Here is a 23,205-nt window from a genome sequence, read left to right as displayed (position 1 = left end):
TGTGCGCAAGCCGAAGAAGAAGGTCTGCGCTTTCTGCAAGGACAAGGTCACGTACGTGGACTACAAGGACACGAACATGCTGCGGAAGTTCATTTCCGACCGCGGCAAGATCCGTGCCCGCCGCGTGACCGGCAACTGCACCCAGCACCAGCGTGACGTCGCCACGGCCGTGAAGAACAGCCGTGAGATGGCGCTGCTGCCCTACACGTCCACCGCGCGATAAGGGAAGGGTGGCCGACACATGAAGATCATCCTCACCCACGAGGTCTCCGGCCTCGGTGCCGCCGGTGACGTCGTCGACGTCAAGGACGGTTACGCCCGCAACTACCTGATCCCGCGGAAGTTCGCTATCCGCTGGACCAAGGGCGGCGAGAAGGACGTCGAGCAGATCCGTCGTGCTCGCAAGATCCACGAGATCCAGACCATCGAGCAGGCCAACCAGGTGAAGGCCCAGCTCGAGGGCGTCCAGGTCCGTCTGGCCGTCCGTGCGGGCGACGCCGGCCGGCTCTTCGGTTCCGTCACCCAGGCCGACATCGCTTCGGCGATCAAGGCTGCCGGTGGCCCCGAGGTCGACAAGCGCCGCATCGAGGTGAGCTCGGCGATCAAGACGCTGGGCGCCCACGAGACGTCCGTGCGTCTGCACCCCGAGGTTGACGCCAAGATCAACATCGAGGTTGTCGCGGCCTGAGTGCCGTGTCCGCTGTAGCGGCAGGATGGGGCCGCATCCTTCGGGATGCGGCCCCATCGTCGTGTTCGGCGCGGACGGGACGGTACTCGGCAGGTGTTCCACGTGAGACAACCGCTGTGCCTGTTTCACGTGAAACGGGCACAGCGGTTGTCTCACGTGAAACGGTCAGCGCGTCGCGCCGGTGACGATCCAGCGCCCGGAGCGGGTCCGTACCCACAACGTCACCAGACGCACGGTCATCATCAGGGCCATGGCTCCCCAGAGAGCGGTGAGACCGCCGCCGAAGACGGGGACGAGCAGTGCCACCGGGGTGAAGACCGCCAAGGTGAGCAGCATGGCCCAGGCCAGGTACGGGCCGTCGCCCGCGCCCATGAGGACACCGTCCAGGACGTAGACGACCCCGCAGACCGGCTGGGACAGGGCTACGACCACCAGTGCGGGCAGCGCCGTGTCCTTCACCGAGGCGTCGCCGGTGAAGAGGGGCAGGAAAGCCGGGCGGGCCACCACGACCAGTACGCCGAGTACCAGGCCGGTGGCGATGCCCCACTGGACCATGCGGCGGCAGACGTCACGGGCGCCTTGTTCGTCCCCGGCGCCCAGGTAGCGGCCGATGATGGCCTGGCCGGCGATGGCGATGGCGTCCAGGGCGAAGGCGAGCAGGCTCCACAGCGACAGGATGATCTGGTGGGCCGCGATGTCCGCGTCGCCGAGGCGGGCCGCCACCGCCGTGGTGATCATCAGGATCGCCCGCAGCGAGAGCGTACGGACCAGCAGCGGCACGCCCGCCTGGGCCGAGGCTCTGATGCCGGCGGCGTCCGGACGCAGGGAGGCGCCGTGCCGGCGGGCCCCGCGCACGACGACCACGAGGTAGACGGCGGCCATGCCGCACTGGGCGATGACCGTGCCCCAGGCCGAGCCGGCGATCCCGAGGTCGGCGCCGTAGACAAGGACGGCGTTGAGGACGGCGTTCGCGACGAAGCCGCCGATGGCGACGTAGAGAGGGGTGCGGGTGTCCTGCAGCCCGCGAAGGACACCGGTCGCGGCGAGCACGACGAGCATGGCGGGGATGCCGAGCGAGGAGATGCGCAGATAGGTGGTGGCGTAGGGGGCCGCGGTGTCGGAGGCGCCGAAAAGCTCCACGAGGTGCGGCGCCGTGGGCAGGAAGACGGCGATGACGGCGGCGCCGAGCAGCAGGGCGAGCCAGATGCCGTCCATGCCCTGCCGGATGGCGGACTGGAGGTCGTCCGCGCCGACCCGTCGGGAGACGGCCGCGGTGGTGGCGTAGGCGAGGAAGACGAAGATGCTGACGGCGGTCGTCAGGAGGGCCGATGCGACTCCGAGACCGGCGAGCTGGGCGGTGCCCAGATGGCCGACGATCGCGCTGTCGGCCAGGACGAAGAGGGGCTCGGCGACGAGCGCACCGAAGGCCGGGACGGCGAGAGCGATGATCTCCCGGTCGTGCCGGCCCCGGCCGGTCCGGGAGTGCGCGGGGGCCTGTGTCATGGGCACCAATCTAATCTTCCACAGGTAAGAGATGCAAAGCTTGATCGACCCTTACTTTCGATTGAGTGGGCCGCCTGTTCGCGCGTGCCCTCTGTTGATCTTGGTCCGACCGGGCAACTTTTTCTTCTGCACAGCCGGTGGACGGGAAAAGCGCAGGTGATCGGCTATGTCCCGGCAAAGCTGCGGGCTTGTTCACAGGGCTGTCCACCGGCTCGTGCACAGGTTTCCGGGAGTTCTCCACAGCATCTGGCCCGTCGTCCACATGGCCTGTGGATAACCAGATTGGCTGACGGTGCCGACGGGCCTACGGTGGTCCGGCGCCCGCTCCGTCCCCCGGCACGCGAAACGGTATAAATCCGACGCGCCCGAACCGGAGTTGGGCCTCTTATTTGTCAGTGCCGTGCCGTAGAAATGAGGGGCACGGTGAGGTCCGCACCGCGGACGGGAGGAGGTGGCTCGGTGAGCATTTCCGAGCCCTTGGACGAGCCGTGGGCCGACAGCGGCCCGAGCGATCGTCTGCCCGCCTCCCGCCGCCGCGGCGAGGGACCGCGCGGCCGGGACGAGCAGCACGAGCGCGGCCGGGAGGGCGGCGCCTGGGACGACGCGGGCCCGTCGTTCGAGCGGGTCCCTCCGCAGGACCTGGACGCAGAGCAGTCGGTGCTCGGCGGCATGCTGCTGTCGAAGGACGCCATCGCCGACGTCGTGGAGATCCTCAAGGGCCACGACTTCTACAAGCCGGCGCACGAGACGATCTACCAGGCGATCCTCGACATCTACGCCAAGGGCGAGCCCGCCGACCCGATCACGATCGCCGCCGAGCTGACCAAGCGGGGCGAGATCAACAAGGTGGGCGGGGCGTCGTACCTGCACACCCTCGTCCAGACGGTGCCGACCGCGGCCAACGCCGCGTACTACGCCGAGATCGTTCACGAGCGCGCGGTCCTGCGCCGGCTGGTGGAGGCCGGCACGCGGATCACGCAGATGGGATACGCGGCCGACGACGACGTCGACGAGATCGTCAACAAGGCCCAGGCCGAGATCTACGCCGTCACCGAGCAGCGGACCAGTGAGGACTACCTGCCGCTCGGCGACATCATGGAGGGCGCGCTCGACGAGATCGAGGCGATCGGCTCGCGCAGCGGCGAGATGACCGGCGTACCCACCGGGTTCACGGACTTCGACTCGCTGACCAACGGCCTGCACCCGGGCCAGATGATCGTCATCGCGGCCCGTCCCGCCATGGGCAAGTCGACGCTCGCGCTGGACTTCGCCCGCGCCGCGTCGATCAAGCACAACCTCCCCAGTGTCGTCTTCTCCCTGGAGATGGGGCGCAACGAGATCGCGATGCGCCTGCTCTCCGCCGAGGCCAGGGTCGCTCTGCACCACATGCGCTCCGGCACCATGACGGACGACGACTGGACCCGGCTGGCCCGCCGGATGCCGGACGTGTCGGCCGCTCCGCTGTACATCGACGACTCCCCGAACCTGTCGATGATGGAGATCCGGGCCAAGTGCCGCCGGCTCAAGCAGCGCAACGACCTCAAGCTGGTCGTCATCGACTACCTCCAGCTGATGCAGTCCGGCGGGTCGAAGCGCGCCGAGAGCCGGCAGCAGGAGGTCTCGGACATGTCCCGTAACCTCAAGCTGCTCGCCAAGGAGCTGGAGATCCCCGTCATCGCGCTCTCGCAGCTCAACCGTGGTCCCGAGCAGCGCACGGACAAGAAGCCGATGGTCTCCGACCTGCGTGAGTCCGGCTCCATCGAGCAGGACGCGGACATGGTCATCCTGCTCCACCGCGAGGACGCCTACGAGAAGGAGTCACCGCGCGCGGGCGAGGCCGACCTGATCGTGGCCAAGCACCGAAACGGCCCCACGGCGACGATCACCGTCGCCTTCCAGGGCCACTACTCGCGCTTCGTGGACATGGCGCAGACCTGACCGTCCCGACCCGGGGAAATGTGTTCGACGGGAGGGTCCTGGGCGGCTGGACTGGGGGTATGACGTCACCTCAGGAAGAACTCCTGCCCGGCACCCGCCGGGCGTTGCTGCACCGGATCGCCGTGGCCCAGTCCGAAGGGCGAGCGCCGTCCCTGACCGCCGCGGTGGTCCGCGGCGGCCGCGTCGTCTGGCACGGGTCGCGGTCCTCGGTGGACGGGCAACTCCCCGACCAGGACGTGCAGTACCGGATCGGCTCGATCACCAAGACCTTCACGGCGGTCCTCGTCCTGCGGCTGCGCGACGAGGGACTGCTCGACCTCGGGGACCCGCTGGAGAAGCACCTGCCCGGCACCGGGGCGGGAGAGGCCACGATCGCCGGTCTGCTCGCGCACACCGCGGGCCTCGCCGCCGAGTCACCGGCGCCGTGGTGGGAGCGGACCCCCGGTGCGCTGCGCCCGGAACTCGCCGACGTGCTGGGCGAGCAGCCCCTCCGCCACCCCGTGGGCCGTCGGCACCACTACTCCAATCCGGGTTACACGCTGCTCGGCGCGCTGGTCGAGGAGGTGCGGGGAGCGCCGTGGGAGGACGTCCTGCGCCGGGAAGTGCTCGATCCGCTGGGGCTCGACCGTACGAGCGCGCGTCCGCGTGCGCCGCACGCGGGTGGCTGGGCGGTCCATCCATGGGCGGACGTGATGCTGCCCGAGCCCGCGGAGGACCTCGGGCGGATGGCCCCGGCCGGGCAGCTCTGGTCCACGACCGGGGACCTGGCGAGGTTCGCGGTCTTCCTGACGCACGGCGACGACCGGGTGCTCAGCGCGGAGAGCGTGCGGGAGATGCGGGTGCCCGCCGCGCCCGCCGAGACCGCGGACGTGGCGGACCGGGTGACGTACGGTCTCGGGTTGCAGCTCCAGCACCGGGACGGGCGGACGCTGGTGGGGCACTCCGGATCGCTGCCCGGGTTCCTCGCCAACCTGACCATCGGCGTGGAGGACGACGTCGCGGCGGTGGTCCTGGCCAACTGCACCTCCGGTCCGTATCCGTCCCTGGTCGGCGGTGACCTGATCAGGATCGTCGCGGAGGCCGAGCCCCGGATCCCCGAACCGTGGCGACCGCTGCGGCAGGTCGACGCCTCGCTGCTGGAACTGGCGGGACCCTGGTACTGGGGGACGAACGCCTTCGCCCTGCGGGTCACCGCCGACGGGGGCGTGTCGCTGGGGCCGCTCGCGGGCGGTGGACGACGCTCGCGGTTCCGGTCGAACGGGGACGGCACCTGGTACGGACTGGAGGGCTACTACGCCGGGGAGCTGCTGCGCGCCGAGCGGCGGACGGACGGCACCGTGAGCCATCTGGACCTCGGCTCGTTCGTGTTCACGCGCGAGCCGTACGACGCGGCGGCGCCGGTTCCGGGCGGGGTGGATCCGGAGGGGTGGCGGGGGATCGGTTAGGGGACCCGCCGGTCCCGTTTCACGTGGAACATGCACATGGGCCACGTCAGCGGGATCGGCGGGCTCGCCGGGCGGGCTCAGAGCTGAAGCTTGAACCCCACATGGGACGCCGAGAAACCGAGCCGCTCGTAGAAGCGGTGGGCGTCGGTCCGGCTGGCGTCGGAGGTCAGCTGGACCAGGACGCAGTCCAGGCGGCGGGACTCGTCGACCGCCCACTCGATGAGCCGCGTACCGAGGCCGTTGCCGCGTTCGTCGGCGTGGATGCGGACGGCCTCGATGATCGACCGGGTCGCGCCGCGCCGGGACAGTCCCGGGACGACGGTCAACTGGAGCGTGCCCACGACGCGTCCCTCGCGAACGGCGACGACCAGGTGCTGGTTCGGGTCGTCGCCGATCCGGCGGAAAGCGGCCAGGTACGGGCCCGGGTCGTCGGGCGACTCGCGCCGCGCGCCCAGCGGGTCGTCGGCGAGCATCGCGACGATCGCCGGGATGTCGTCCTCGACGGCGGGCCGTATCTCAAGATCTCCCATGCCCCGCACCCTACGCACCGCGGCGGGCGGGGCGTGCGGCGTGGACCGGCTCAGGCGGGGAGCGGGGCCTTCAGCGTCTCCACGGCCCGGACCAGCGGGGCGAGGTCCGGGTTGCGGGAGGCTTCGTCGAGGGCCTCGCGCAGCGCCGTGTCGTTGGTGGGCCGGGCCTCCTCCAGCAGCTTCAGACCGGCCTCGGTGACGTTCGTGTAGATGCCGCGGCGGTCGGTGGGGCACAGGTAGCGCTCCAGCAGGCCACGGTCCTCCAGTCGCGTCACCAGGCGGGTGGTGGCGCTCTGGCTCAGCACCACCGCGTCGGCGACCTGCTTCATCTGCAGATGTCCGCCGTCGCCCTCGTGCTGCCTGCTGAGGACGTCGAGCAGGGAGTACTCGCGCACGCTGAGGCCGTGGCCGGCCTGCAGGGCGCGCTCGATGTGCGTCTCGATCCTCCCGTGCAGCAGGGAAAGGGCGCACCAGCCCTGGGCGAGGGCGGTGAGTGCGGGGTCCGTCGCTGTCATGGCGTTTCCTCCGTCCCGGAGCGGCTGAGACAAGGGTAGACCAGGAGTGCAATAGCCCGCTTTCACTTATAGCCAGCGTGTGCAACTATTGTCGACGCAAGCACAGCGCTCCTGCAATCTTTCTGAAAGGTGTACCCGTCCATGCCTCTCGCGCTTCTGGCCCTCGCGATCGGGGCCTTCGGCATCGGAACGACCGAGTTCGTGATCATGGGGCTCCTGCCCGAGGTCGCGCGGGACTACGGGGTCTCCATCCCCACCGCCGGATTCCTGGTGACCGGCTACGCCCTCGGTGTCATGTTCGGCGCCCCGCTGATGACCGTCCTCGGCACCCGCATCCCCCGCAAGCGGATGCTGATGCTGCTGATGGGGCTCTTCGTCGTCGGCAACCTGCTCTCCGCCCTCGCACCGGCCTTCTCCGTCATGGTGATCGGCCGTGTGGTGGCCTCGCTCGCCCACGGCGCCTTCTTCGGCATCGGCTCGGTCGTCGCCGCGGATCTCGTGGCCCCCGAGAAGAAGGCCGGAGCCATCGCCATGATGTTCACCGGGCTGACCGTCGCCAACGTGGTGGGCGTGCCGCTCGGCACCCTCGTCGGCCAGGCTGTCGGCTGGCGTGTCACCTTCGCCCTGGTCGCCGCGCTCGGCCTCGTCGGGCTGGCCGGCATCGCCAAGCTGGTCCCCGACCTGCCGAAGCCGGAGGGCGTACGGCTCCGGCACGAACTGGCCGCCTTCAAGAACGTGCAGGTCCTGCTCGCCATGGCGATGACCGTCCTCGGCTTCGGCGGCGTCTTCGCGGCCGTCACCTACATCGCGCCGATGATGACCCATGTCGCGGGCTTTGCCGACTCCTCGGTCACCTGGCTGCTGGTCCTCTTCGGACTCGGCATGGTCGGCGGCAACCTCGTCGGCGGCCGGCTGGCCGACCGGGCCACGATGCCCCTGCTCTACGTCTCACTGAGCACCCTGGCCGTCGTCCTGGCCCTGTTCACCCTCACCGCGCACAACCGGGTGGCGGCTGCCGTGACCGTCGTACTGATCGGCGCCCTCGGCTTCGCGACCGTCCCGCCGCTGCAGAAGCGCGTCCTCGACCACGCCCACGGCGCCCCCACCCTGGCCTCGGCCGTGAACATCGGGGCCTTCAACCTGGGCAACGCGCTCTCCGCCTGGCTCGGCGGCCTCGTCATCGCCGCCGGGTTCGGCTACACCGCCCCGAACTGGGTGGGCGCCGCACTGGCCGCGTCCGCCCTGGTACTGGCCGTCCTCGCGGCCGCCCTCGAACGACGGACCGGCGCGTCCGCCGCGTCCGGTGCCCCCGGCGCTGTCGTCACAGGCTCCGTGCCGGCCGACCGGCAGCCGGCCGTCCACCACTGAACCGCACCGCCCGACCCCGATGAACCGCACCGCCCGACCCCGACAACCGCAAGAGAAGAGCAACCCGATGAGCACCCCCACCCCCACCCCCGTCAGCACAGCCGCCGCCCCGCTGACCACCCAGGACGCCGAGGCACTCGTCACCGCGGCGTACCGCGCCGCCGAGGCCGCCGGAGTCACGGTGAGCGTCACCGTCCTCGACGCGGGCGGCCACCTCCTGGCCTTCCGACGGGACGACCGCGCCGTGCTGATCTCCGGGGAGACCAGCACCCGCAAGGCGTACACGGCGCTTCAGCTGGACGCGCCGACCGCCGACCTCGTCGACGCGGTGCAGCCCGGCGGGCTCTTCCACACGCTGCCGACCGCGCTGGACCGGCCGCTGCTGTTCATCGCGGGCGGTGTGCCCGTGCACCGCGACGGACGGCTGATCGGCGCGATCGGGGTCGGCGGCGGAGCCCCGGAGCAGGACCACGGCTTCGCCTCGGCGGCCGTCGCATCCCTTTCGCTCGTCTAGCGGCTCAGCCGGCCGCCACCGTCAGCGGAGCGAACCGGCGGCTCCAGTCGCCGGGCAGCTCGGTGGTGCCGTACGTCATGACCGCGTTGAAGGCGATGGGTGCCAGGCCCCGTGCCTTCAGCCAGGACAGCAACTCCTCGTGGCGTACGTCGATGTCGGTGCGCAGCGGGCGCTCCGCGCCGACGGCCAAGGACGCGAGCAGCGCCTTGGCCGTCTCGGTGTCCCGGGCGATCAGCGGGCCCACGACATCGCTGTCCGTGGAGGGCCAGACAGCGGCGTACCCGACGAGCCGTCCGTCCTCCTCCGCCACCCGCAGCCGGTCGGCGAAGGCGGGCAGCCGCGCGATCATGTGGGTGCGGTCCGCACCGAAGACCTCTTCGTCGAGCCGCAGGATCGCCGGGAGGTCCTCGGCGGTCGCCGCCCGCGTGGGGACCGCCGGCCCCTGCTCGTCGGGGGCGAAGTAACCGCGGACCATCTCCGCGCCGCCGACGGCCTTGAACCCCAGCTCCTCGTAGAGCGGTCGGCCGTTGGGCGTCGCGTACAGGGTCAGGGGAGCGGGGCTGTACGTCGCCACGAGGTGGCGCATGAGGCGGCGTCCCACGCCCTGCCGGGCGTGCCGTTCCGCGACGAGCACCATGCCGACGGCGGCGAGCGCGGGACGTTCACTGTGCCCGTACTCGGTGACGGCGCAGGCGCTGACCAGACCGCCTCCGGGGTCGTCGATGCCGTACCCCTTGCCGGCTGTGAGGAGCAGGCTCCACCGGTGTTCCTCGCGGGTCCAGCCGCGGGACTCGGAGAGATCGGCGCACGCGGAGAGATCGCGGAACGTCAGGCGTCGGATGGGCAGGGTGGCGAGGGAGGGAGTCGGCACGCAGGTCAGGCTGACCGACGGCCACCCTCGCCGTCCACCCGTTTCCGCTGGGACGTACGAGCTTTTGGCCATGTGAGCACTGCTCGCGCGGCACCGGGTTTCACGTGAAACGTCGGCGAACGCAGGATGGCGCGGCAGCAGGACGACAGACCGGTGACAGGCGGGCAGCGTAACGTGCTGCCCTGATCGAAGACCTGTGATTCCGGGTATGCGGCCGGGGCGCCCTCACACGGTGGAACGCTCGGGCAGAGTGTGCTGCGACGCATCTCCCGGCGCAGGGCGCAGACCGACCGGAAGCTGCTCTAGGCGAGGCACACATGGACGCGTCCCCGGACGCCCTCCTCATCCGCCGCACCATGGCGGAGATCGAGCCCATGTCGCAGAAGGTCACGTCGTACTTCTACGCGCTGCTGTTCGTCCGGCATCCGGAGCTGCGGGCGCTCTTCCCGGCGGCGATGGACGCGCAGCGCGACCGGCTGTTCACGGCGCTGCTCACGGCGGCCGAGCACATCGACGACCCGGCGGTCCTCACCGCGTACCTCCGGGGCCTCGGCCGGGGCCACCGCAAGTACGGGACCCGGCCCGAGCACTATCCGGCCGTCGGGGAGTGCCTCCTCGGCGCGCTGAGCAGACACGCCCTCCTGACCTGGGATCCGGAGACCGAGCAGGCGTGGATCCGGGCCTACACGAGCATCTCGCAGATCATGATCGACGCGGCGGCGGAGGACGAGCTGCACGCCCCGCCCTGGTGGCACGCCGAGATCGTCGGGCACGAGCTGAGAACGCCGGACATAGCGGTCCTCAGCCTCCGTCCCGACCAGCCCTACCCCTTTCTCGCCGGGCAGTACACGAGCCTGGAGACGCCGTGGTGGCCGCGGATCTGGCGGCGCTACTCCTTCGCGTCGGCGCCCCGCTCCGACGGCCTGCTGTCGCTCCATGTGAAGGCCGTACCGGCGGGCTGGGTATCCAACGCCCTGGTGCACCGGGCCCGGCCCGGTGACGTCCTCCGCCTCGGCCCGCCCGCCGGATCGATGACCGTGGACCACGCCTCCGGCAGCAGCCTGCTCTGTATCGGCGGCGGGACCGGCATCGCGCCCATGAAGGCGCTCGTCGAGGACGTCGCCGAGCACGGCGACCGACGTGCGGTGCAGGTCTTCTACGGCGCCCGCACCGACCACGGGCTCTACGACATCGACACCCTGCTCCGGCTCCAGCGGGTGCACCCCTGGCTCTCGGTCCGGGCCGTGACCGACCGGCAGGCCCGGCTCCAGCTCCCCGACGCGGTCCGCGCCTACGGACCCTGGAACGAGTACGACGCCTTTCTCTCAGGACCGCCCGGGATGATCCGCCGGGGCGTGACCACCCTGCGGGCGAGCGGCGTCCCCGCGGAGCGCATACGCCACGACGAGGTGGACGGCCCGGTCGGCACGGAGGACTGAGCCGCGTCCCCGGAGATGCCGCGCTCTTCTCGACTCGTTCCCGGTGTGCGGCGCACTTCCGCAGCCCAGATCCCCGGCGTACGGCGTAGTCTTCTCAGCCCAGATCCCCTGCGTGCAGGGCCCGGACCCCCTCGATGTTGCCGTCCAGATAGTGCCGGAGCGACAACGGCACGAGGTGGACCGAGGCGATGCCCACCCGTGTGAACGGCACCCGGACGATCTCGTACTCACCGGCCGGCTCGTCGACCTCGGGCCCGTGCCGCAGGGCCGGATCCATCGACTCCAGCCGGCAGACGAAGAAATGCTGCACCTTCACGCCCGTGGCGCCGCCGTCCTCCCCGATGTGCTCCACGGTGTCCACGAAGCAAGGGACGACGTCGGAGACCTTGGCGCCTAGCTCCTCGGACACCTCGCGGTGCAGGGCGTCGACGACCGTGGTGTCCTCCGGCTCGACTCCCCCGCCCGGGGTGACCCAGTAGGGATCCACGCCGGGCTTGGTGCGCTTGATCAGAATCAGGTCACCGCCGTCCAGGAGAACGGCGCGTGCGGTGCGCTTGACCACGGGTCGGTCGGTCATGGGGGGAATGTGGCCCGGTTCGTTCCACGTGAAACATCACGGAAGATCATGGAAGGCCACATGCCTGTCCTGCGGGCGGGAGCCGGCGGCCACAGGGGTCAGTTCCAGTCGGCCGCGACCTGGAGCAGCCAGTCGTGGGCCCGTGCGATGTGCGGCATGGCCAGCGTGCCGGTGCGCACGGCGAGGAAGTACGTCCGCAGCGGCGGCACCACCGGGTCGTACAGCGGGACCAGCGCACCGCGCTCCAGCGCCTCGGCGGCCAGGTACCGGGGCAGCACCCCGAGCCCGGCCCCCGCGACGGCGCAGGCCAGCACCGCCCGCAGATCGGGGACGATGATCGTGCCCGGGGCGACCGGGCAGGCGTCGAAGACGGAGGCCCAGTACCGGGCGACGAAGGGCAGCGACTCGTGCACCTCGATGACGGGGACGCGCTCCAGCAGGGACGTTCCGTCGCTGCCGCGCCGGGCGACGGCTGTCTGCTCGGCCCAGCGCGGAGCCGCGACGAGGACGTGTTCCTCGTCGCAGAGCGGAGTCGCCGTGAGCAGACCACCGCGCGGACGGGCCGTGCCGATGGCCAGATCATGATGTCCGGCGGCGAGCCCTTCCAGGGTTTCGTCGGCGTTGCCGAAGGAGGCGCGCAGGGAGAAGTTCTGGGCGTCCTCGCCGATGAGCCCGGTGAGCGCGGGCAGGGCCCGCTCGGCCGTGAACTCGGGCGGCCCGGCCAGGTGCAGCGTCCGCTGGGAGGACGTGTCGTCGAGCCCGGTCTCGGCTATCTCCACCAAGGCGTCGAGATGCGGTGCGGCCTTGTGCGCCAGTTCGTCACCGATGGTCGTGGGGGTCACGCCGCGGGCCTGACGCAGGAAGAGCGGGCGGCCGAGCTGCCGCTCCAGGGTGCGGATCTGCGAGGTCACAGCCGGCTGCGAGAGGCCGAGCAGGGCGGCGGCCCGGGTGAAGGAACCGGCCCGGTGAACTGTCACGAACGTGCGCAGCAAGGCCAGATCCACGAAAGCTCTTCCCCTCTTCTGCCCTTCTCCCGGCCCCCCGGCACCGCCCAACTATAAATATGTCGATAGGTCTCTGTCGCTACTGTGATTGGACACTGACACAGAGTCAACTAGCCTTGTGTGCGCGGTTCTTCGCGCGCGGAACCGAGGACGGTCCGAGCCATGAGGGGGGAGGCTCGGACCGTCCGCCGTATGCGGCATGCCCCGTCCGGGGGGCTGCCGCCCGGGTCACTCAGCGGACGCGTCCAGGGCCCGCAGCAGGTCGGCCACCAGGTCCTCGGGGTCCTCGGCGCCGACCGACAGCCGGACGAAGCCCTCCGGTACCGCGTCGCCGCCCCACCGGCCGCGCCGCTCCGCGGTGGACCGTACGCCGCCGAAGCTCGTCGCGTCGTCCACCAGCCGCAGCTCGTCCAGGAAACGGTCGGCACGCGCGCGTGAGGGCAGGGTGAAGGAGACCACGCAGCCGTAGCGCCGCATCTGCCGCGCGGCGATCTTGTGCGACGGGTCGTCGGGCAGTCCCGGGTACCGCAGCCCGGTGATCTCCGGTCGGTCGCGGAGCGCCTCGGCGACCTTCAGCGCGCTCGCGTTCTGCCGGTCGGCGCGGAGCTGGAGCGTGGCGAGCGAACGGTGGGCGAGCCACGCCTCCATCGGGCCGGGGATCGCGCCGACGATCTTCCGCCACCGCCGTACGGCGGTCATCGGCTCGCCGCCGCGGCCGGCGACGTAGCCCAGCAGGATGTCGCCGTGACCGGTGAGCTGCTTGGTGCCGCTGGCCACCGTGAAGTCCGCGCCGAGCTCCAGCGGACGCTGGCCGAGGGGGGTGGCGAGGGTGTTGTCGACGGCGACGAGCACGCCCCGCGCGTGCGCCGCCTCCACGAGCCGGCGGACGTCACACACGTCGAGACCGGGGTTCGACGGCGTCTCGATCCACAGCAGCCGGGCGCCGTCCAGCAGACCGAGCTGGGCGTCCCCGGCGGTCGGCGCGGTGCGCACCTCGATGCCGTACGCCTCCAGCTGCGCCCGCACCAGCGGCAGCACCTGGTAGCCGTCGTCGGGCAGGACGACCGCGTCCCCGGCCTTGAGCTGCGAGAACAGCACGGAGGAGATCGCGGCCATGCCGGAGGCGAAGACCAGTGTCTCCACGTCCCGCGCGCCGGGCGCCTCCAGCCCGCCGATGGCGCGCTCCAGCAGCGTCCAGGTGGGGTTCTCGTCCCGTCCGTAGGTGTACGGACCGGTGGGATCGCCCGGCAGGTGGAAGTGGGCGGCGAACACCGGTCCCGGCAGGGTCGGCTCGTGCTTGACCGGCTCGGGCAGCCCGGCGCGCACGGCGCGCGTGCCGTCTCCCGCACCGTCCGGCAGCACTGCCTCGGGGAGGTGCCCGGGGGTCTGCCCGATGGAGGCGGAATCACTCATGCCGCTCGTCCTTCCACTTGCTCTCGTACCGCGGCGAGCAGACCGTCGCTCGCCGCCTCCACCATCTCAAGGCACTCCTCGAAGCCGTCCGCGCCCCCGTAGTACGGGTCGGGCACGTCGAGGTCGCCGTCGCGCGCGGCCGGGTCGTACGACCGCAGCAGGCGGACCTTGGCCGCGTCCTGCTCGGTGGGCGCCAGGCGGCGCAGCGCCCTGAGGTGGCCGGCGTCCAGGGCGACGACGAGGTCCAGGCGGGCGAACCAGGAGGCGTGGAACTGCCGGGCCGTGTGGTCGACGGTGTAACCGTTGTCCTCCAGGACGGCCACCGTGCGCGGATCGGCGCCCTCGCCCTCGTGCCAGCCGCCCGTGCCGGCGCTGTCGGCCTCCACCCGGCCCTCCAGCCCGGCGTCCGCCACGCGCGCGAGGAAGACGACTTCGGCCATCGGCGACCGGCAGATGTTGCCGCTGCAGACGAAAGAGACGCGGTAGGTCATCGGGTCAGTCCTTGTCGTCCGGCAGGACCATGTTCAGCGCCCAGGACACGATCGAGATGATCAGGCCGCCCAGAACGGCGGTCCAGAACCCCTCCACGTGGAAACTGAGGTCGAGCTTGTCGGCCAGCCACGAGGTGAGCAACAGCATGAGCGCGTTCACCACCAGCGTGAACAGACCCAGCGTCAGGATGAACAACGGGAAGGTCAGGACCTGCACGATCGGCTTGACCAGCAGGTTGACCAGGCCGAAGACCAGAGCGACGAGGATCAGGGTGCCGGCCTTCTTGCCCGTGCTGCCCCCGGTCAGGGTGATCTTGTCGAGCAGCCATACTGCGACGGCCAGGGCGCCCGCGTTCGCGATCGTCTTGACTACGAAATTCTTCATGTGTCTGATCGTGGCAGACACGATCGGGAACGAACGGTGAGGCAGGGGCGGACGAGGCGATGAAGGCATTCCGGCTGGACGAACTGGAGGCGGAGCGCGCCGCCAACGATGGTGCCTATCTGCAGTTCCTGCGGGAGCGGAACATGTCGGTCGGCCTCTACGCGCTCGACGCGGGCACCACCGACCCGCAGCAGCCGCACGCGCAGGACGAGGTGTACTTCGTCGTCAGCGGGCGGGCCGCGATCACCGTGGGCATGGAGACGACCGAGGTGGCCCGCGGCAGCGTCGTCTACGTGCCGGCCGGCGTCGCCCACAAGTTCCACCACATCAGCGAGGACCTGCGGGTCCTGGTGGTCTTCTCTCCGCCCGAGAGCTGAGACCGGGCCTCCGGGTTCCCTAGGGGTTCGGTCAGGGACGGACAAGGGCTGCCGGGCCCCCGCGCCGGACCCGCGCCGCCTAGCATCGGGGGCAGGACATCAGGATTCCCGGTCACCGGGAGGATCCCGGGAACGGGAGAGACGAGGACGAGGGCGATGCGAGAGATCTTCGCGGAACTGCCGTGGTGGGTGAAGTGGATCGCGGTGCCGGTCATCGCCCTGGTCGTGTTCGGCGGCCTGATCGCCAGCGTGGTCGGGTTCGTGATCGGACTGCTCTTCAAGGTGCTGGTCTTCGTGGCCCTGGTCGGCGGACTGATCTACATCGTGCGGAAGTTCATGTCGAACTCCTCTTCGCGCAGCGACTGGTGAGCGGCGCCGGGGACCGGTGAGGACGACGACCACCGGTTCCCTCGGGCGAGGGACATTTGCCGAGCGAGTCGGCCAGGAGCGGTGACGGGCGGTTAGAGTCCGGAACTCAGGCGGGGACGACCCCGCAGCGGCGTACACCCAGCACCCGTGTTCCCCGCAATGGCTGCCCCCTCGCTCCGGGAGTGACCCTTGGCCACGGCTGACACCGCATCCGTCCACCCGCCGCGCACTCCGCACACCCTTCCCGTGCAGCCTCGCCCCGTGCGGTCCCGTCCGGCGCCACCCGCCGCGGACGTCCCGGCGGCGGACACCCCGGTGGGCACGCTCATCGGTTCCGTGCAGCGCGCGATGCGGCTGCTGGAGTGCGTGGCCGGGCACCGGTACGGCGCCCCCGCCAAGCAGTTGGCCCGGGAGACGGGACTGGCCCTGCCCACGGCGTACCACCTGCTGCGCACCCTGGTGCACGAGGGCTATCTGCGCCGGGACAAGGGCCTGTTCTTCCTCGGGGAGGCCGCCGAGCGGCTGAGCAGCAGCGGAGCCCAGCAGAAACGTCGCGGCGCGCTGGCGGACGCGCTCGCCCACTGCAGCGACGCGATCGGTGTCCCCGTGTACTACGCCATGTACCGCGACGGGGAGGTCGACGTCGTGTGCGTCGCCGACACCCCGGGAGCCCCGGCGGTCGAGGAGTGGGCCGACTTCCGTACGACCGCCCACGCCCACGCCATCGGCCAGTGCCTGCTCGCACAGCTGGACGAGCCCGCCCGCCGGGACCACCTCGACCGGCATCCGGTGCGCCCCGTCACGCGCTACACCGTGCGGGACGACGAGAGCCTCCTGAGGCGGCTTGAGCGCGTGCGGCGCATGGAACCGGTGACCGAGCACCAGGAGTACGCGCTGGGCGCCGTCTGCGGCGCGATCCCCCTCACCGTCGGCAGCACGGCGGCGACCGTGGCCCTCTCCCTGCCGGCCCGCCAGGCCGACCGGCTCATGCCCGCGGTGCGTCAGCTGCAGTACGAGGTGGGGCGGCTGCTGGGCTCGCTCTCCCTCTCTATCAGTATGTGAAAACTAACTCCTTGTGATCTGGTGTGTACGTTCAGCAAGATGCCACCAGTGTTAGAGGTTGATTCCCGGCCAGTCGACGGCGAATGACGGGGTAAGCGATGCACGAGTCCGTACAGGCAGAGGTCATGATGAGCTTTCTCGTGTCGGAGGAGCTCTCCTTCCGCATCCCGGTGGAGCTGAGCTACGAGACCGGTGATCCCTATGCCGTGCGACTGACCTTCCACCTGCCCGGAGACGCGCCGGTGACCTGGGCCTTCGGACGTGAGCTGCTGATCGACGGGGTGGGCCGGCCCTGCGGGGACGGGGACGTGCGCATCGCGCCCGTCGACCCCGAGCCGCTGGCGGAGGTGCTGATCCGCCTTCAGGTCGGCAGCGACCAGGCGCTGTTCCGCTCCTCGGCCGCACCGCTGGTGGCCTTTCTCGACCGCACCGACAAGCTGGTGCCGTTGGGGCAGGAAGGGGTGCTCGCCGACTTCGACGCCCACCTCGACGAGGCGCTGGACCGGATCCTGGCGGAGGAGCAGAGCGCCGGGTGAAGCGTTCCGTCGCGTCCTGAAGAGGTGAGGTAACGCTTCCTCAGACGCCGGCGGTCCAGCGGTCGCCCGCCGACGACCGTGCCGGAACGATCCTGCGCCTCGTCCGGCGCAGGGAGGGGCTCGGCAGACGCCCACGACGGGACGGAAGACGGGCACGGCACACCACCCACGATGGCGTGACCGCCACCGCCACCACCACCGTCGTCGTCACCGTCACCGCCACCTTCACCGCTTGCGGCGCCGTCCCCGCCCCCCACGGGCCGCGGCCGGGCCGCCGTCCCCCGCGGCGACGGCGGCACCGGCGTTCTGCGGCCGGTCGGCCGAGACGACGAGCGCCGCGAGCGCGGTGGTCACCGGCACCGACGCCACCAGCCCGATCGAGCCGACCAGCGTGCGCACGATCTCCTCCGCGACCAGTTCGCTGTTGGCGACCGCGCCCACGCTGCTCTGTGCGATCGAGAACAGCAGCAACAGCGGCAGCGCGGCACCCGCGTAGGCGAGGACGAGCGTGTTGACGACGGAGGCGATGTGGTCCCGGCCGATGCGGATGCCCGCGCGGTACAGACCGCGTCGCCCCAGCGTCGGATTGGCCTCGTGCAGTTCCCAGACCGCCGACGTCTGCGTCACCGTCACGTCGTCCAGGACACCGAGCGATCCGATGATGACCCCCGCCAGCAGCAGACCGCTCATGTCGATCGACGGGTACAGGCCGTGGATGAGGCCGGTGTTGTCGTCCGTGTCGCCGGTCAGCGCCGCCCAGCCGATGAAGACCGAGCCGAGGACGCCGATCAGGACCAGTGACACCAGCGTGCCGAGCACCGCCACGGACGTACGGGCCGACAGCCCGTGGCACGCGTAGAGCGCGATCAGCATGATGGCGCTCGACCCGATCACCGCCACGAGCAGCGGGTTCGACCCCTGGAGGATCGCCGGCAGGATGAAGAAATTGAGCACCAGGAAGCTGATGGCCAGGGCGACCAGCGCCATCACACCCCGGAGCCGGCCGACGACCACGACGGCGAGCGCGAAGATCCCGGCGAGCAGCGCCATGGGGAAGCGGCGGTTGACGTCGGAGACCGAGTACTGCAGGTCCTTCGGCGCGGAGGGCTCGTAGGCGACCACGACCTTCTGGCCCTCACTCAGCTGCCGTGACTGGTCCGGCTGTACGACCTCGGTGAACGTACGGCCCTTGTCCTTGCCGGTGTCGACCCGGATCGTCGCCTTCTTGCAGTTCCCGCTCTCCTGCTGCTGGGCCGAAGAGCCCTCGGCGGTCGAGGTGTCGCCGGTGGCGGGGAGGTTCGAGCCGTTGACGTCCTGGCAGCTCATCTCCGTCACCTCGGTGACGGTGGCTTGCTGGGTCTGCCGGTCGAAGCCGACCCCGGTGCGCTCGTGCGCCGGGGCCCCGCCCGGCCACAGCACGGCGAGTCCGACCAGCACGGCCGCGGCGAAGGGCACCAGTACCGCCGCGATGACCTTGCGCAGATGCTGGGAGACGGGGGCGGCGGGGCCGTGACTGTGGGAATGCCCGTGGCCGCCCCCGGCTCCGCCACCGTCGGGACCGTGGCTTCCGCCACCGCCATGGGGACCGTGACTTCCGCCGCCGCCGCCGCCACCCCCACCGCCGCCACCGGGGCCGTAGCCGCCGCCGGAGCCCTGACCGTTGCCACCGCCCGCCCTCGGAACCGGGCCCGATCCGTGGCCGGGCCCAGGCCCATGCCCGTGTCCGTACTCGTGGCCGTCGCCGCGGCCTGGTTCGGGCGGGGGGAAGGGAGGCTGCTGCGTCGTGGTCACGGCCCGATCATCGCAAGAACGGAAGGGGGCCTCTGTTCACCGCGCCCGAACTGACGCTAGCGTGGAGTCACCTTTGTACACGCGGGAGCTCGGAGCACCGGGCTGAGAGGGCGCTGACCTCCGTCCCAGCGATGTTTCACGGGAAACATCACCGAAGCCGAGTGATGTTCCCCACGAAGCGTCCGCGGACGGATACCGCTGCGTCGACCGCCGAACCTGTTACCGGGTAATGCCGGCGTAGGGAGTAGGTCTCATGACCATCAAGGACGCACGCACGCCTGCCTCCACGCACCACTCCGACCAGGAGGAACGCGGGGAGAACGGGAAGTCCGTCGGCTGGCACAAGGCGTACGTCGAGGGTTCACGCCCCGACCTGCGGGTGCCGGTCCGTCAGGTGCACCTCACCAACGGGGAGTCGGTCACCCTCTACGACACCTCCGGCCCGTACACCGATCCGCTCGTCGACACCGATGTGCGCAGGGGACTGGCCCCCCTGCGCGAGACCTGGATCATCGCCCGCGGCGACACCGAGGAGTACGCGGGCCGGCCCGTCCGTCCCGAGGACGACGGCATCAAGCACACCTCGCCGCGCGGCGGACTGCGCAACCTCGACGCGGTGTTCCCCGGCCGCCCGCGCCAGCCCCGCCGGGGCCGCACCGGGCAGCCGGTGACCCAGCTCGCGTACGCCCGCCGGGGCGAGATCACGCCCGAGATGGAGTACGTCGCCGTCCGGGAGAACGTCTCGCCGGAGGTCGTACGGGAGGAGATCGCCGCGGGCCGGGCGGTCCTCCCCGCCAACGTCAACCACCCGGAGATCGAGCCGATGATCATCGGCAAGCGGTTCCTGGTGAAGGTCAACGCCAACATCGGCAACTCCGCGGTGACCTCCTCCATCGAGGAGGAGGTCGAGAAGATGACCTGGGCGACCCGCTGGGGCGCCGACACGGTCATGGACCTCTCCACCGGCCGCAACATCCACACCACCCGCGAGTGGGTGCTGCGCAACTCCCCCGTGCCCATCGGCACGGTCCCCCTGTACCAGGCACTGGAGAAGGTCGACGGCCGGGCCGAGGAGCTGACCTGGGAGATCTACAAGGACACGGTCGTCGAACAGGCCGAGCAGGGCGTCGACTACATGACGGTCCACGCGGGCGTGCGGCTGGCGTACGTCCCGCTGACCGCCCACCGCAAGACCGGCATCGTCTCGCGCGGCGGGTCGATCATGGCGGCCTGGTGTCTGGCGCACCACAAGGAGTCGTTCCTGTACGAGCACTTCGAGGAACTCTGCGAGATCCTCGCCGCCTACGACGTCACCTACTCGCTCGGCGACGGACTGCGCCCGGGATCGATCGCGGACGCCAACGACGAGGCACAGTTCGCGGAGCTGCGCACGCTCGGGGAACTCAACACGATCGCCAGGAGGTTCGGCGTCCAGACCATGATCGAGGGCCCGGGACACGTCCCGATGCACAAGATCAAGGAGAACATCGACCTTCAGCAGGAGATCTGCGACGGAGCTCCGTTCTACACGCTCGGCCCGCTGACCACGGACATCGCGCCGGCGTACGACCACATCACCTCCGGCATCGGTGCCGCGATGATCGCCTGGTGGGGCACGGCCATGCTCTGCTACGTCACGCCCAAGGAGCATCTGGGCCTGCCCAACCGTGACGATGTCAAGACCGGTGTCATCACCTACAAGATCGCCGCTCACGCCGCCGACCTCGCCAAGGGTCACCCAGGTGCGCAGGAGTGGGACGACGCCCTGTCGGACGCCCGGTTCGAGTTCCGCTGGGAGGACCAGTTCAACCTGGCCCTCGACCCCGACACGGCACGCGAGTTCCACGACGAGACCCTCCCGGCCGAGCCCGCCAAGACGGCCCACTTCTGCTCGATGTGCGGTCCGAAGTTCTGCTCGATGAAGATCAGCCAGAACATCGCGGAGCGCTTCGGCGGTACGGCGGCCGAGGGAGCGTCCCAGGAGGAGATCGCCGAGGGAATGCTCCGGAAGTCGAAGGAGTTCGCGGCCGCGGGGAACCGGGTGTACCTGCCGCTCGCGGAGTGACCGACCGGTCCCACGAGCCATCGGTGGCGCTCCCCCGGGGCGGGGACCCGCCCGTCGGGGAGCGCGCACCGGTGGTCACTCTGGCTGGTGCTCCGGGCCGCCCCAGTCCGGGCTGCTGAAGTCCGGGCTGGAGTACTTCGGGCGGTGGCCGGCGGTGGTGCCGTCGTCCGGGCTGGAGAACCCGGGACGGCCGTACCCCAGCTGAGGGATGCGGCCGGACGGTTCTGACGGCGCCGTGCCGCCGGTCGCCGTCGCGGCGGCGGGGTCGGCGAGCGCGTCGCGCAGGAACGGCACGATGCCCTGCTCCAGCAGGGCCGTGTGCCAGGCATCCCTCGCCCGTCGCACCACCCCGTCGCGTTCGCCGTACGACACCGCCTCCGCCGAGGGGCGGTTGCGCAGTGCAGTCGTCAGCAGTCCGGCGGCGGCGACCAGGATCGCGACGGCGGTGACGCCGCCGAAGACCCAGCCGGTGGTGAGCAGCGTCCGGGCGAACGCCTGCTCCGGGTCGATCATCTTCAGGACGTACCCGACCAGCAGGAATATCGCGGCGGCGGTGCCGGCCAGGACGGGGGCCAGGACCGCGACGACGGCGACGGCGCCCGCCCCCGCTGTCTCGGCGACCTCGCCCATGGTGGCGGCGAGACCCATGGGGTTGCCGCTCGTCTCGGTGGAGCTGGATTCGCGCACGGACGACTGCGGGGCGGACGGCGCCGGCTGGCGCAGCTCCTCGCGGACCTTCACGTAGTGCTGGTACTCGGTCGCCGCTGCCGCGGTGATCAGTGCGGTGGCGCTGAGCGCCATGGTGCGCAGTTGTTCGGAGTTGAGCCGCTGTCCCATCGCGGCCAGTTCCGGGCGGTGTGGTGCGGAGCGCAGCGCCTCGTCCAGGACCCGCTCGTAGTCCTTGCGGTCCTCACTCGACAGGTGCTGCGGAACGCTGTTCATGTGCATCCCCCGATGCTCCGTAGGGCTTGGGGCTCGCATGCCAACGAGCCGTCGGGCAGAAACGGAGGGGAGCCTGCTACGGATAAGCCGATGGTAGAGCGGTGACGGCGCGGGGTGACAGGGGGTTTCCGGAAATTGGGTGCGGGCCCGTCCGCCCGCCGTCGGGGCGCCGCCGGCTCCGGTGAACGCTCAGTCGTTCAGCGGCAGTTGCTGGACCAGCAGTTTTCCGGCCATGGTCACGCCGCCGTCCATCGCGATGGCGAGTCCGTCGGCGTAGACGTGCGGTCCTTCGACGATCGGACCGGAATCGCCCTCTCCGTCTTCGGAGCCGACTTCACCGAGCAGGTACGGGATCGGGCTGTGGCCGTGCACGACGCGGGTCCCGCCGTAGGTGTCCAGCAGGGAGCGGGCCGCGTCGGCGCCGCCCTCGTCGCGGAAGGAGAACCGCTTGGTGAACTTGCGGAACAGGTCCCAGACCTCGTCCGCGTCGTTGCGCGTGAGGGTGTCGTGGACGGTGTCGTTGACCTCTTCGATGGACCGGCCGTAGTCGAGGTAGGCGGTGGTGTCGGAGTGCACGAGGAGGTGGCTGTCGACCTCCTCCAGGGCGTCGAGCCGCGACATCCACTGCAGGTGGTGGTCCTGGAGGCGGTCCATGTCGGTCTTCTGGCCGCCGTTGAGCAGCCAGGCCGCCTGGAAGGTGGCGGTGCCGGCGCCCGAGTTGACGGGGGTGTCGGCGAACCGCTTCGCGCCGAGCAGCAGCAGCTCGTGGTTGCCCATCAGCGCCTTGCAGTAGCCGCCGGCGGCGGCGGCCTCGGCGGACAGGCGCATGACCAGGTCGATGACGCCGATGCCGTCCGGGCCGCGGTCGGTGAAGTCACCGAGGAACCACAGGCGGGCCGTACCGGCACACCACTGCCCGGCCTCGTCGATCAGGTGCTGCTCCTGGAGGGCGGCCACCAGCTCGTCGAGGTAGCCGTGCACGTCGCCGACGACGTACAGCGGGCCAGGTCCCGCGGCGGACTGCTCCGCGGCCTCCGCGGCGGGCTCCACGGGCACCATGACGGTGTCACCCCGATGGATGACGGGCAGGTCGCGCTCGGTGGGGGTGTACCCCTCCGGGGGCGGCTCCTCGTGCGGCGGGACGGCGTCGCCGGGGTGCTGGCCCTGTCCGTACGGACCGGTCTCGTGGACGTACGCGGGCACCCGGAAGTCGCGCAACGTCGCCGTCCGCTCCACGTCGGGTCCCTGACCGGCCCCCTGAGTCATCGACCCCTCCACCATCGCGCCGCTGCTGCACCGCTTCGGACTGCCTGGTCGCAGCGGCCCGCGGTGTCGTGGGCCCATCATAGGAATGCGGATCGCGCTGTGTGATGACCCAGGGG

Annotated in this window: 24 protein-coding genes and 1 riboswitch; of the genes, 12 read left to right on the top strand and 12 right to left on the bottom strand. The window is 70.7% G+C overall.

The window, feature by feature from the left end; genetic code table 11:
• Window position 1: 1 nt before the first annotated feature.
• A complete protein-coding gene (rpsR, locus tag UW392_RS42730) occupies window positions 2-223 on the top strand; it encodes a 30S ribosomal protein S18 (protein WP_003999737.1) in 222 nt (73 codons plus the stop codon).
• An 18-nt stretch (window positions 224-241) separates the two neighbouring features.
• Complete coding sequence (gene rplI / locus UW392_RS42725; RefSeq protein WP_320780687.1) at window positions 242-688, top strand: 50S ribosomal protein L9; 447 nt, start codon at window positions 242-244, stop codon at window positions 686-688.
• Between the two features lie 165 nt (window positions 689-853).
• Here the strand turns inward: rplI and UW392_RS42720 are convergent, their stop codons facing one another.
• Window positions 854-2,191 (bottom strand): MATE family efflux transporter, encoded by a 1,338-nt coding sequence (locus UW392_RS42720; protein ID WP_320780686.1) that lies wholly within the window; start codon window positions 2,189-2,191, stop codon window positions 854-856.
• A 459-nt stretch (window positions 2,192-2,650) separates the two neighbouring features.
• On the opposite strand from UW392_RS42720, the gene dnaB reads away from it, so the two are divergent.
• Together dnaB and UW392_RS42710 are read left to right on the top strand one after the other, a co-directional pair.
• A complete protein-coding gene (gene dnaB / locus UW392_RS42715) occupies window positions 2,651-4,129 on the top strand; it encodes a replicative DNA helicase (RefSeq protein WP_320780685.1) in 1,479 nt (492 codons plus the stop codon).
• 59 nt (window positions 4,130-4,188) lie between these two features.
• The gene (locus UW392_RS42710) at window positions 4,189-5,574 is read left to right on the top strand and encodes a serine hydrolase domain-containing protein (RefSeq protein WP_320780684.1); all 1,386 of its coding nucleotides are present in this window, start codon (window positions 4,189-4,191) and stop codon (window positions 5,572-5,574) included.
• 77 nt (window positions 5,575-5,651) lie between these two features.
• Here UW392_RS42710 and UW392_RS42705 read toward each other — a convergent pair whose 3' ends face one another.
• Complete coding sequence (locus tag UW392_RS42705; protein WP_320780683.1) at window positions 5,652-6,104, bottom strand: GNAT family N-acetyltransferase; 453 nt, start codon at window positions 6,102-6,104, stop codon at window positions 5,652-5,654.
• Window positions 6,105-6,154: 50 nt separating this feature from the next.
• Window positions 6,155-6,619 (bottom strand): MarR family winged helix-turn-helix transcriptional regulator, encoded by a 465-nt coding sequence (locus UW392_RS42700; protein ID WP_320780682.1) that lies wholly within the window; start codon window positions 6,617-6,619, stop codon window positions 6,155-6,157.
• A 141-nt stretch (window positions 6,620-6,760) separates the two neighbouring features.
• Here UW392_RS42700 and UW392_RS42695 point away from each other — a divergent pair, with 141 nt between their 5' ends.
• Together UW392_RS42695 and UW392_RS42690 are read left to right on the top strand one after the other, a co-directional pair.
• Window positions 6,761-7,987, top strand: a complete 1,227-nt coding sequence (locus UW392_RS42695; RefSeq protein WP_320780681.1) for an MFS transporter — start codon at window positions 6,761-6,763, stop codon at window positions 7,985-7,987.
• A gap of 67 nt (window positions 7,988-8,054) precedes the next feature.
• Window positions 8,055-8,501 (top strand): heme-binding protein, encoded by a 447-nt coding sequence (locus UW392_RS42690; protein WP_320780680.1) that lies wholly within the window; start codon window positions 8,055-8,057, stop codon window positions 8,499-8,501.
• A 4-nt stretch (window positions 8,502-8,505) separates the two neighbouring features.
• Here UW392_RS42690 and UW392_RS42685 read toward each other — a convergent pair whose 3' ends face one another.
• Window positions 8,506-9,372, bottom strand: a complete 867-nt coding sequence (locus UW392_RS42685) for a GNAT family N-acetyltransferase (RefSeq protein WP_320780679.1) — start codon at window positions 9,370-9,372, stop codon at window positions 8,506-8,508.
• Between the two features lie 317 nt (window positions 9,373-9,689).
• On the opposite strand from UW392_RS42685, the gene UW392_RS42680 reads away from it, so the two are divergent.
• On the top strand, window positions 9,690-10,811 hold the full coding sequence (locus UW392_RS42680) for a globin domain-containing protein (protein WP_320780678.1): 1,122 nt from the start codon (window positions 9,690-9,692) through the stop codon (window positions 10,809-10,811).
• Between the two features lie 94 nt (window positions 10,812-10,905).
• Here the strand turns inward: UW392_RS42680 and UW392_RS42675 are convergent, their stop codons facing one another.
• The 5 genes from UW392_RS42675 to UW392_RS42655 form a co-directional block, all read right to left on the bottom strand.
• Entirely contained in the window at window positions 10,906-11,388 is a 483-nt protein-coding gene (locus tag UW392_RS42675) for an NUDIX hydrolase (protein WP_320780677.1), read from the bottom strand.
• A gap of 98 nt (window positions 11,389-11,486) precedes the next feature.
• Entirely contained in the window at window positions 11,487-12,392 is a 906-nt protein-coding gene (locus UW392_RS42670; protein ID WP_320780676.1) for a LysR family transcriptional regulator, read from the bottom strand.
• Between the two features lie 228 nt (window positions 12,393-12,620).
• On the bottom strand, window positions 12,621-13,805 hold the full coding sequence (locus UW392_RS42665; protein ID WP_320780675.1) for a cystathionine gamma-lyase: 1,185 nt from the start codon (window positions 13,803-13,805) through the stop codon (window positions 12,621-12,623).
• A complete protein-coding gene (locus UW392_RS42660; protein ID WP_320780674.1) occupies window positions 13,802-14,296 on the bottom strand; it encodes a low molecular weight protein-tyrosine-phosphatase in 495 nt (164 codons plus the stop codon). Before UW392_RS42660 ends, UW392_RS42665 begins: the two co-directional genes overlap by 4 nt.
• A 4-nt stretch (window positions 14,297-14,300) precedes the next feature.
• Window positions 14,301-14,681 (bottom strand): phage holin family protein, encoded by a 381-nt coding sequence (locus UW392_RS42655; protein WP_320780673.1) that lies wholly within the window; start codon window positions 14,679-14,681, stop codon window positions 14,301-14,303.
• Between the two features lie 59 nt (window positions 14,682-14,740).
• Here UW392_RS42655 and UW392_RS42650 point away from each other — a divergent pair, with 59 nt between their 5' ends.
• The 4 genes from UW392_RS42650 to UW392_RS42635 all read left to right on the top strand — a co-directional run bounded on the left by UW392_RS42650 (window position 14,741) and on the right by UW392_RS42635 (window position 17,025).
• Window positions 14,741-15,058, top strand: coding sequence for a cupin domain-containing protein (locus tag UW392_RS42650; protein ID WP_320780672.1), 318 nt, complete (start codon window positions 14,741-14,743; stop codon window positions 15,056-15,058).
• A gap of 156 nt (window positions 15,059-15,214) precedes the next feature.
• Window positions 15,215-15,427 (top strand): DUF5326 family protein, encoded by a 213-nt coding sequence (locus UW392_RS42645; protein ID WP_320780671.1) that lies wholly within the window; start codon window positions 15,215-15,217, stop codon window positions 15,425-15,427.
• Window positions 15,428-15,763: 336 nt separating this feature from the next.
• Window positions 15,764-16,489 (top strand): IclR family transcriptional regulator, encoded by a 726-nt coding sequence (locus UW392_RS42640; protein ID WP_414497201.1) that lies wholly within the window; start codon window positions 15,764-15,766, stop codon window positions 16,487-16,489.
• 98 nt (window positions 16,490-16,587) lie between these two features.
• Window positions 16,588-17,025 carry an SsgA family sporulation/cell division regulator gene (locus tag UW392_RS42635; protein ID WP_320780669.1) on the top strand — a complete coding sequence of 146 codons (438 nt, stop codon included), beginning with the start codon at window positions 16,588-16,590 and terminating at the stop codon, window positions 17,023-17,025.
• Between the two features lie 225 nt (window positions 17,026-17,250).
• Here UW392_RS42635 and UW392_RS42630 read toward each other — a convergent pair whose 3' ends face one another.
• The gene (locus UW392_RS42630; protein WP_320780668.1) at window positions 17,251-18,816 is read right to left on the bottom strand and encodes a YibE/F family protein; all 1,566 of its coding nucleotides are present in this window, start codon (window positions 18,814-18,816) and stop codon (window positions 17,251-17,253) included.
• A 71-nt stretch (window positions 18,817-18,887) separates the two neighbouring features.
• A riboswitch (TPP riboswitch) is annotated at window positions 18,888-19,077 on the top strand.
• Between UW392_RS42630 and thiC the strand changes: the two genes are divergently transcribed.
• The gene (gene thiC, locus UW392_RS42625) at window positions 19,070-20,881 is read left to right on the top strand and encodes a phosphomethylpyrimidine synthase ThiC (RefSeq protein ID WP_320780667.1); all 1,812 of its coding nucleotides are present in this window, start codon (window positions 19,070-19,072) and stop codon (window positions 20,879-20,881) included. Its footprint overlaps the riboswitch before it by 8 nt.
• A gap of 75 nt (window positions 20,882-20,956) precedes the next feature.
• On the opposite strand, the gene UW392_RS42620 is transcribed toward thiC, so the two are convergent.
• Together UW392_RS42620 and UW392_RS42615 are read right to left on the bottom strand one after the other, a co-directional pair.
• Window positions 20,957-21,829: a hypothetical protein gene (locus UW392_RS42620; RefSeq protein WP_320780666.1), complete on the bottom strand. Its 873-nt coding sequence runs from the start codon at window positions 21,827-21,829 to the stop codon at window positions 20,957-20,959.
• 183 nt (window positions 21,830-22,012) lie between these two features.
• Window positions 22,013-23,104 (bottom strand): metallophosphoesterase, encoded by a 1,092-nt coding sequence (locus UW392_RS42615; protein ID WP_320780665.1) that lies wholly within the window; start codon window positions 23,102-23,104, stop codon window positions 22,013-22,015.
• Between the last annotated feature and the right edge of the window lie 101 nt (window positions 23,105-23,205).

Source organism: Streptomyces sp. CRN 30, from assembly GCF_034105845.1.
Note: the sequence above shows the minus strand (reverse complement) of the source record. Positions and strands in the feature narration are given on the sequence as shown.

Coding starts and splice junctions, on each gene's coding strand:
- rplI (WP_320780687.1), top strand. CDS start 242: ATGAAGATCATCCTCACCCACGAGGTCTCCGGCCTCGGTGCCGCCGGT.
- UW392_RS42720 (WP_320780686.1), bottom strand. CDS start 2,191: ATGACACAGGCCCCCGCGCACTCCCGGACCGGCCGGGGCCGGCACGAC.
- UW392_RS42710 (WP_320780684.1), top strand. CDS start 4,189: ATGACGTCACCTCAGGAAGAACTCCTGCCCGGCACCCGCCGGGCGTTG.
- UW392_RS42705 (WP_320780683.1), bottom strand. CDS start 6,104: ATGGGAGATCTTGAGATACGGCCCGCCGTCGAGGACGACATCCCGGCG.
- UW392_RS42700 (WP_320780682.1), bottom strand. CDS start 6,619: ATGACAGCGACGGACCCCGCACTCACCGCCCTCGCCCAGGGCTGGTGC.
- UW392_RS42695 (WP_320780681.1), top strand. CDS start 6,761: ATGCCTCTCGCGCTTCTGGCCCTCGCGATCGGGGCCTTCGGCATCGGA.
- UW392_RS42690 (WP_320780680.1), top strand. CDS start 8,055: ATGAGCACCCCCACCCCCACCCCCGTCAGCACAGCCGCCGCCCCGCTG.
- UW392_RS42680 (WP_320780678.1), top strand. CDS start 9,690: ATGGACGCGTCCCCGGACGCCCTCCTCATCCGCCGCACCATGGCGGAG.
- UW392_RS42675 (WP_320780677.1), bottom strand. CDS start 11,388: ATGACCGACCGACCCGTGGTCAAGCGCACCGCACGCGCCGTTCTCCTG.
- UW392_RS42665 (WP_320780675.1), bottom strand. CDS start 13,805: ATGAGTGATTCCGCCTCCATCGGGCAGACCCCCGGGCACCTCCCCGAG.
- UW392_RS42660 (WP_320780674.1), bottom strand. CDS start 14,296: ATGACCTACCGCGTCTCTTTCGTCTGCAGCGGCAACATCTGCCGGTCG.
- UW392_RS42655 (WP_320780673.1), bottom strand. CDS start 14,681: ATGAAGAATTTCGTAGTCAAGACGATCGCGAACGCGGGCGCCCTGGCC.
- UW392_RS42650 (WP_320780672.1), top strand. CDS start 14,741: ATGAAGGCATTCCGGCTGGACGAACTGGAGGCGGAGCGCGCCGCCAAC.
- UW392_RS42645 (WP_320780671.1), top strand. CDS start 15,215: ATGCGAGAGATCTTCGCGGAACTGCCGTGGTGGGTGAAGTGGATCGCG.
- UW392_RS42635 (WP_320780669.1), top strand. CDS start 16,588: ATGCACGAGTCCGTACAGGCAGAGGTCATGATGAGCTTTCTCGTGTCG.
- thiC (WP_320780667.1), top strand. CDS start 19,070: ATGACCATCAAGGACGCACGCACGCCTGCCTCCACGCACCACTCCGAC.
- UW392_RS42620 (WP_320780666.1), bottom strand. CDS start 21,829: ATGCACATGAACAGCGTTCCGCAGCACCTGTCGAGTGAGGACCGCAAG.
- UW392_RS42615 (WP_320780665.1), bottom strand. CDS start 23,104: ATGGTGGAGGGGTCGATGACTCAGGGGGCCGGTCAGGGACCCGACGTG.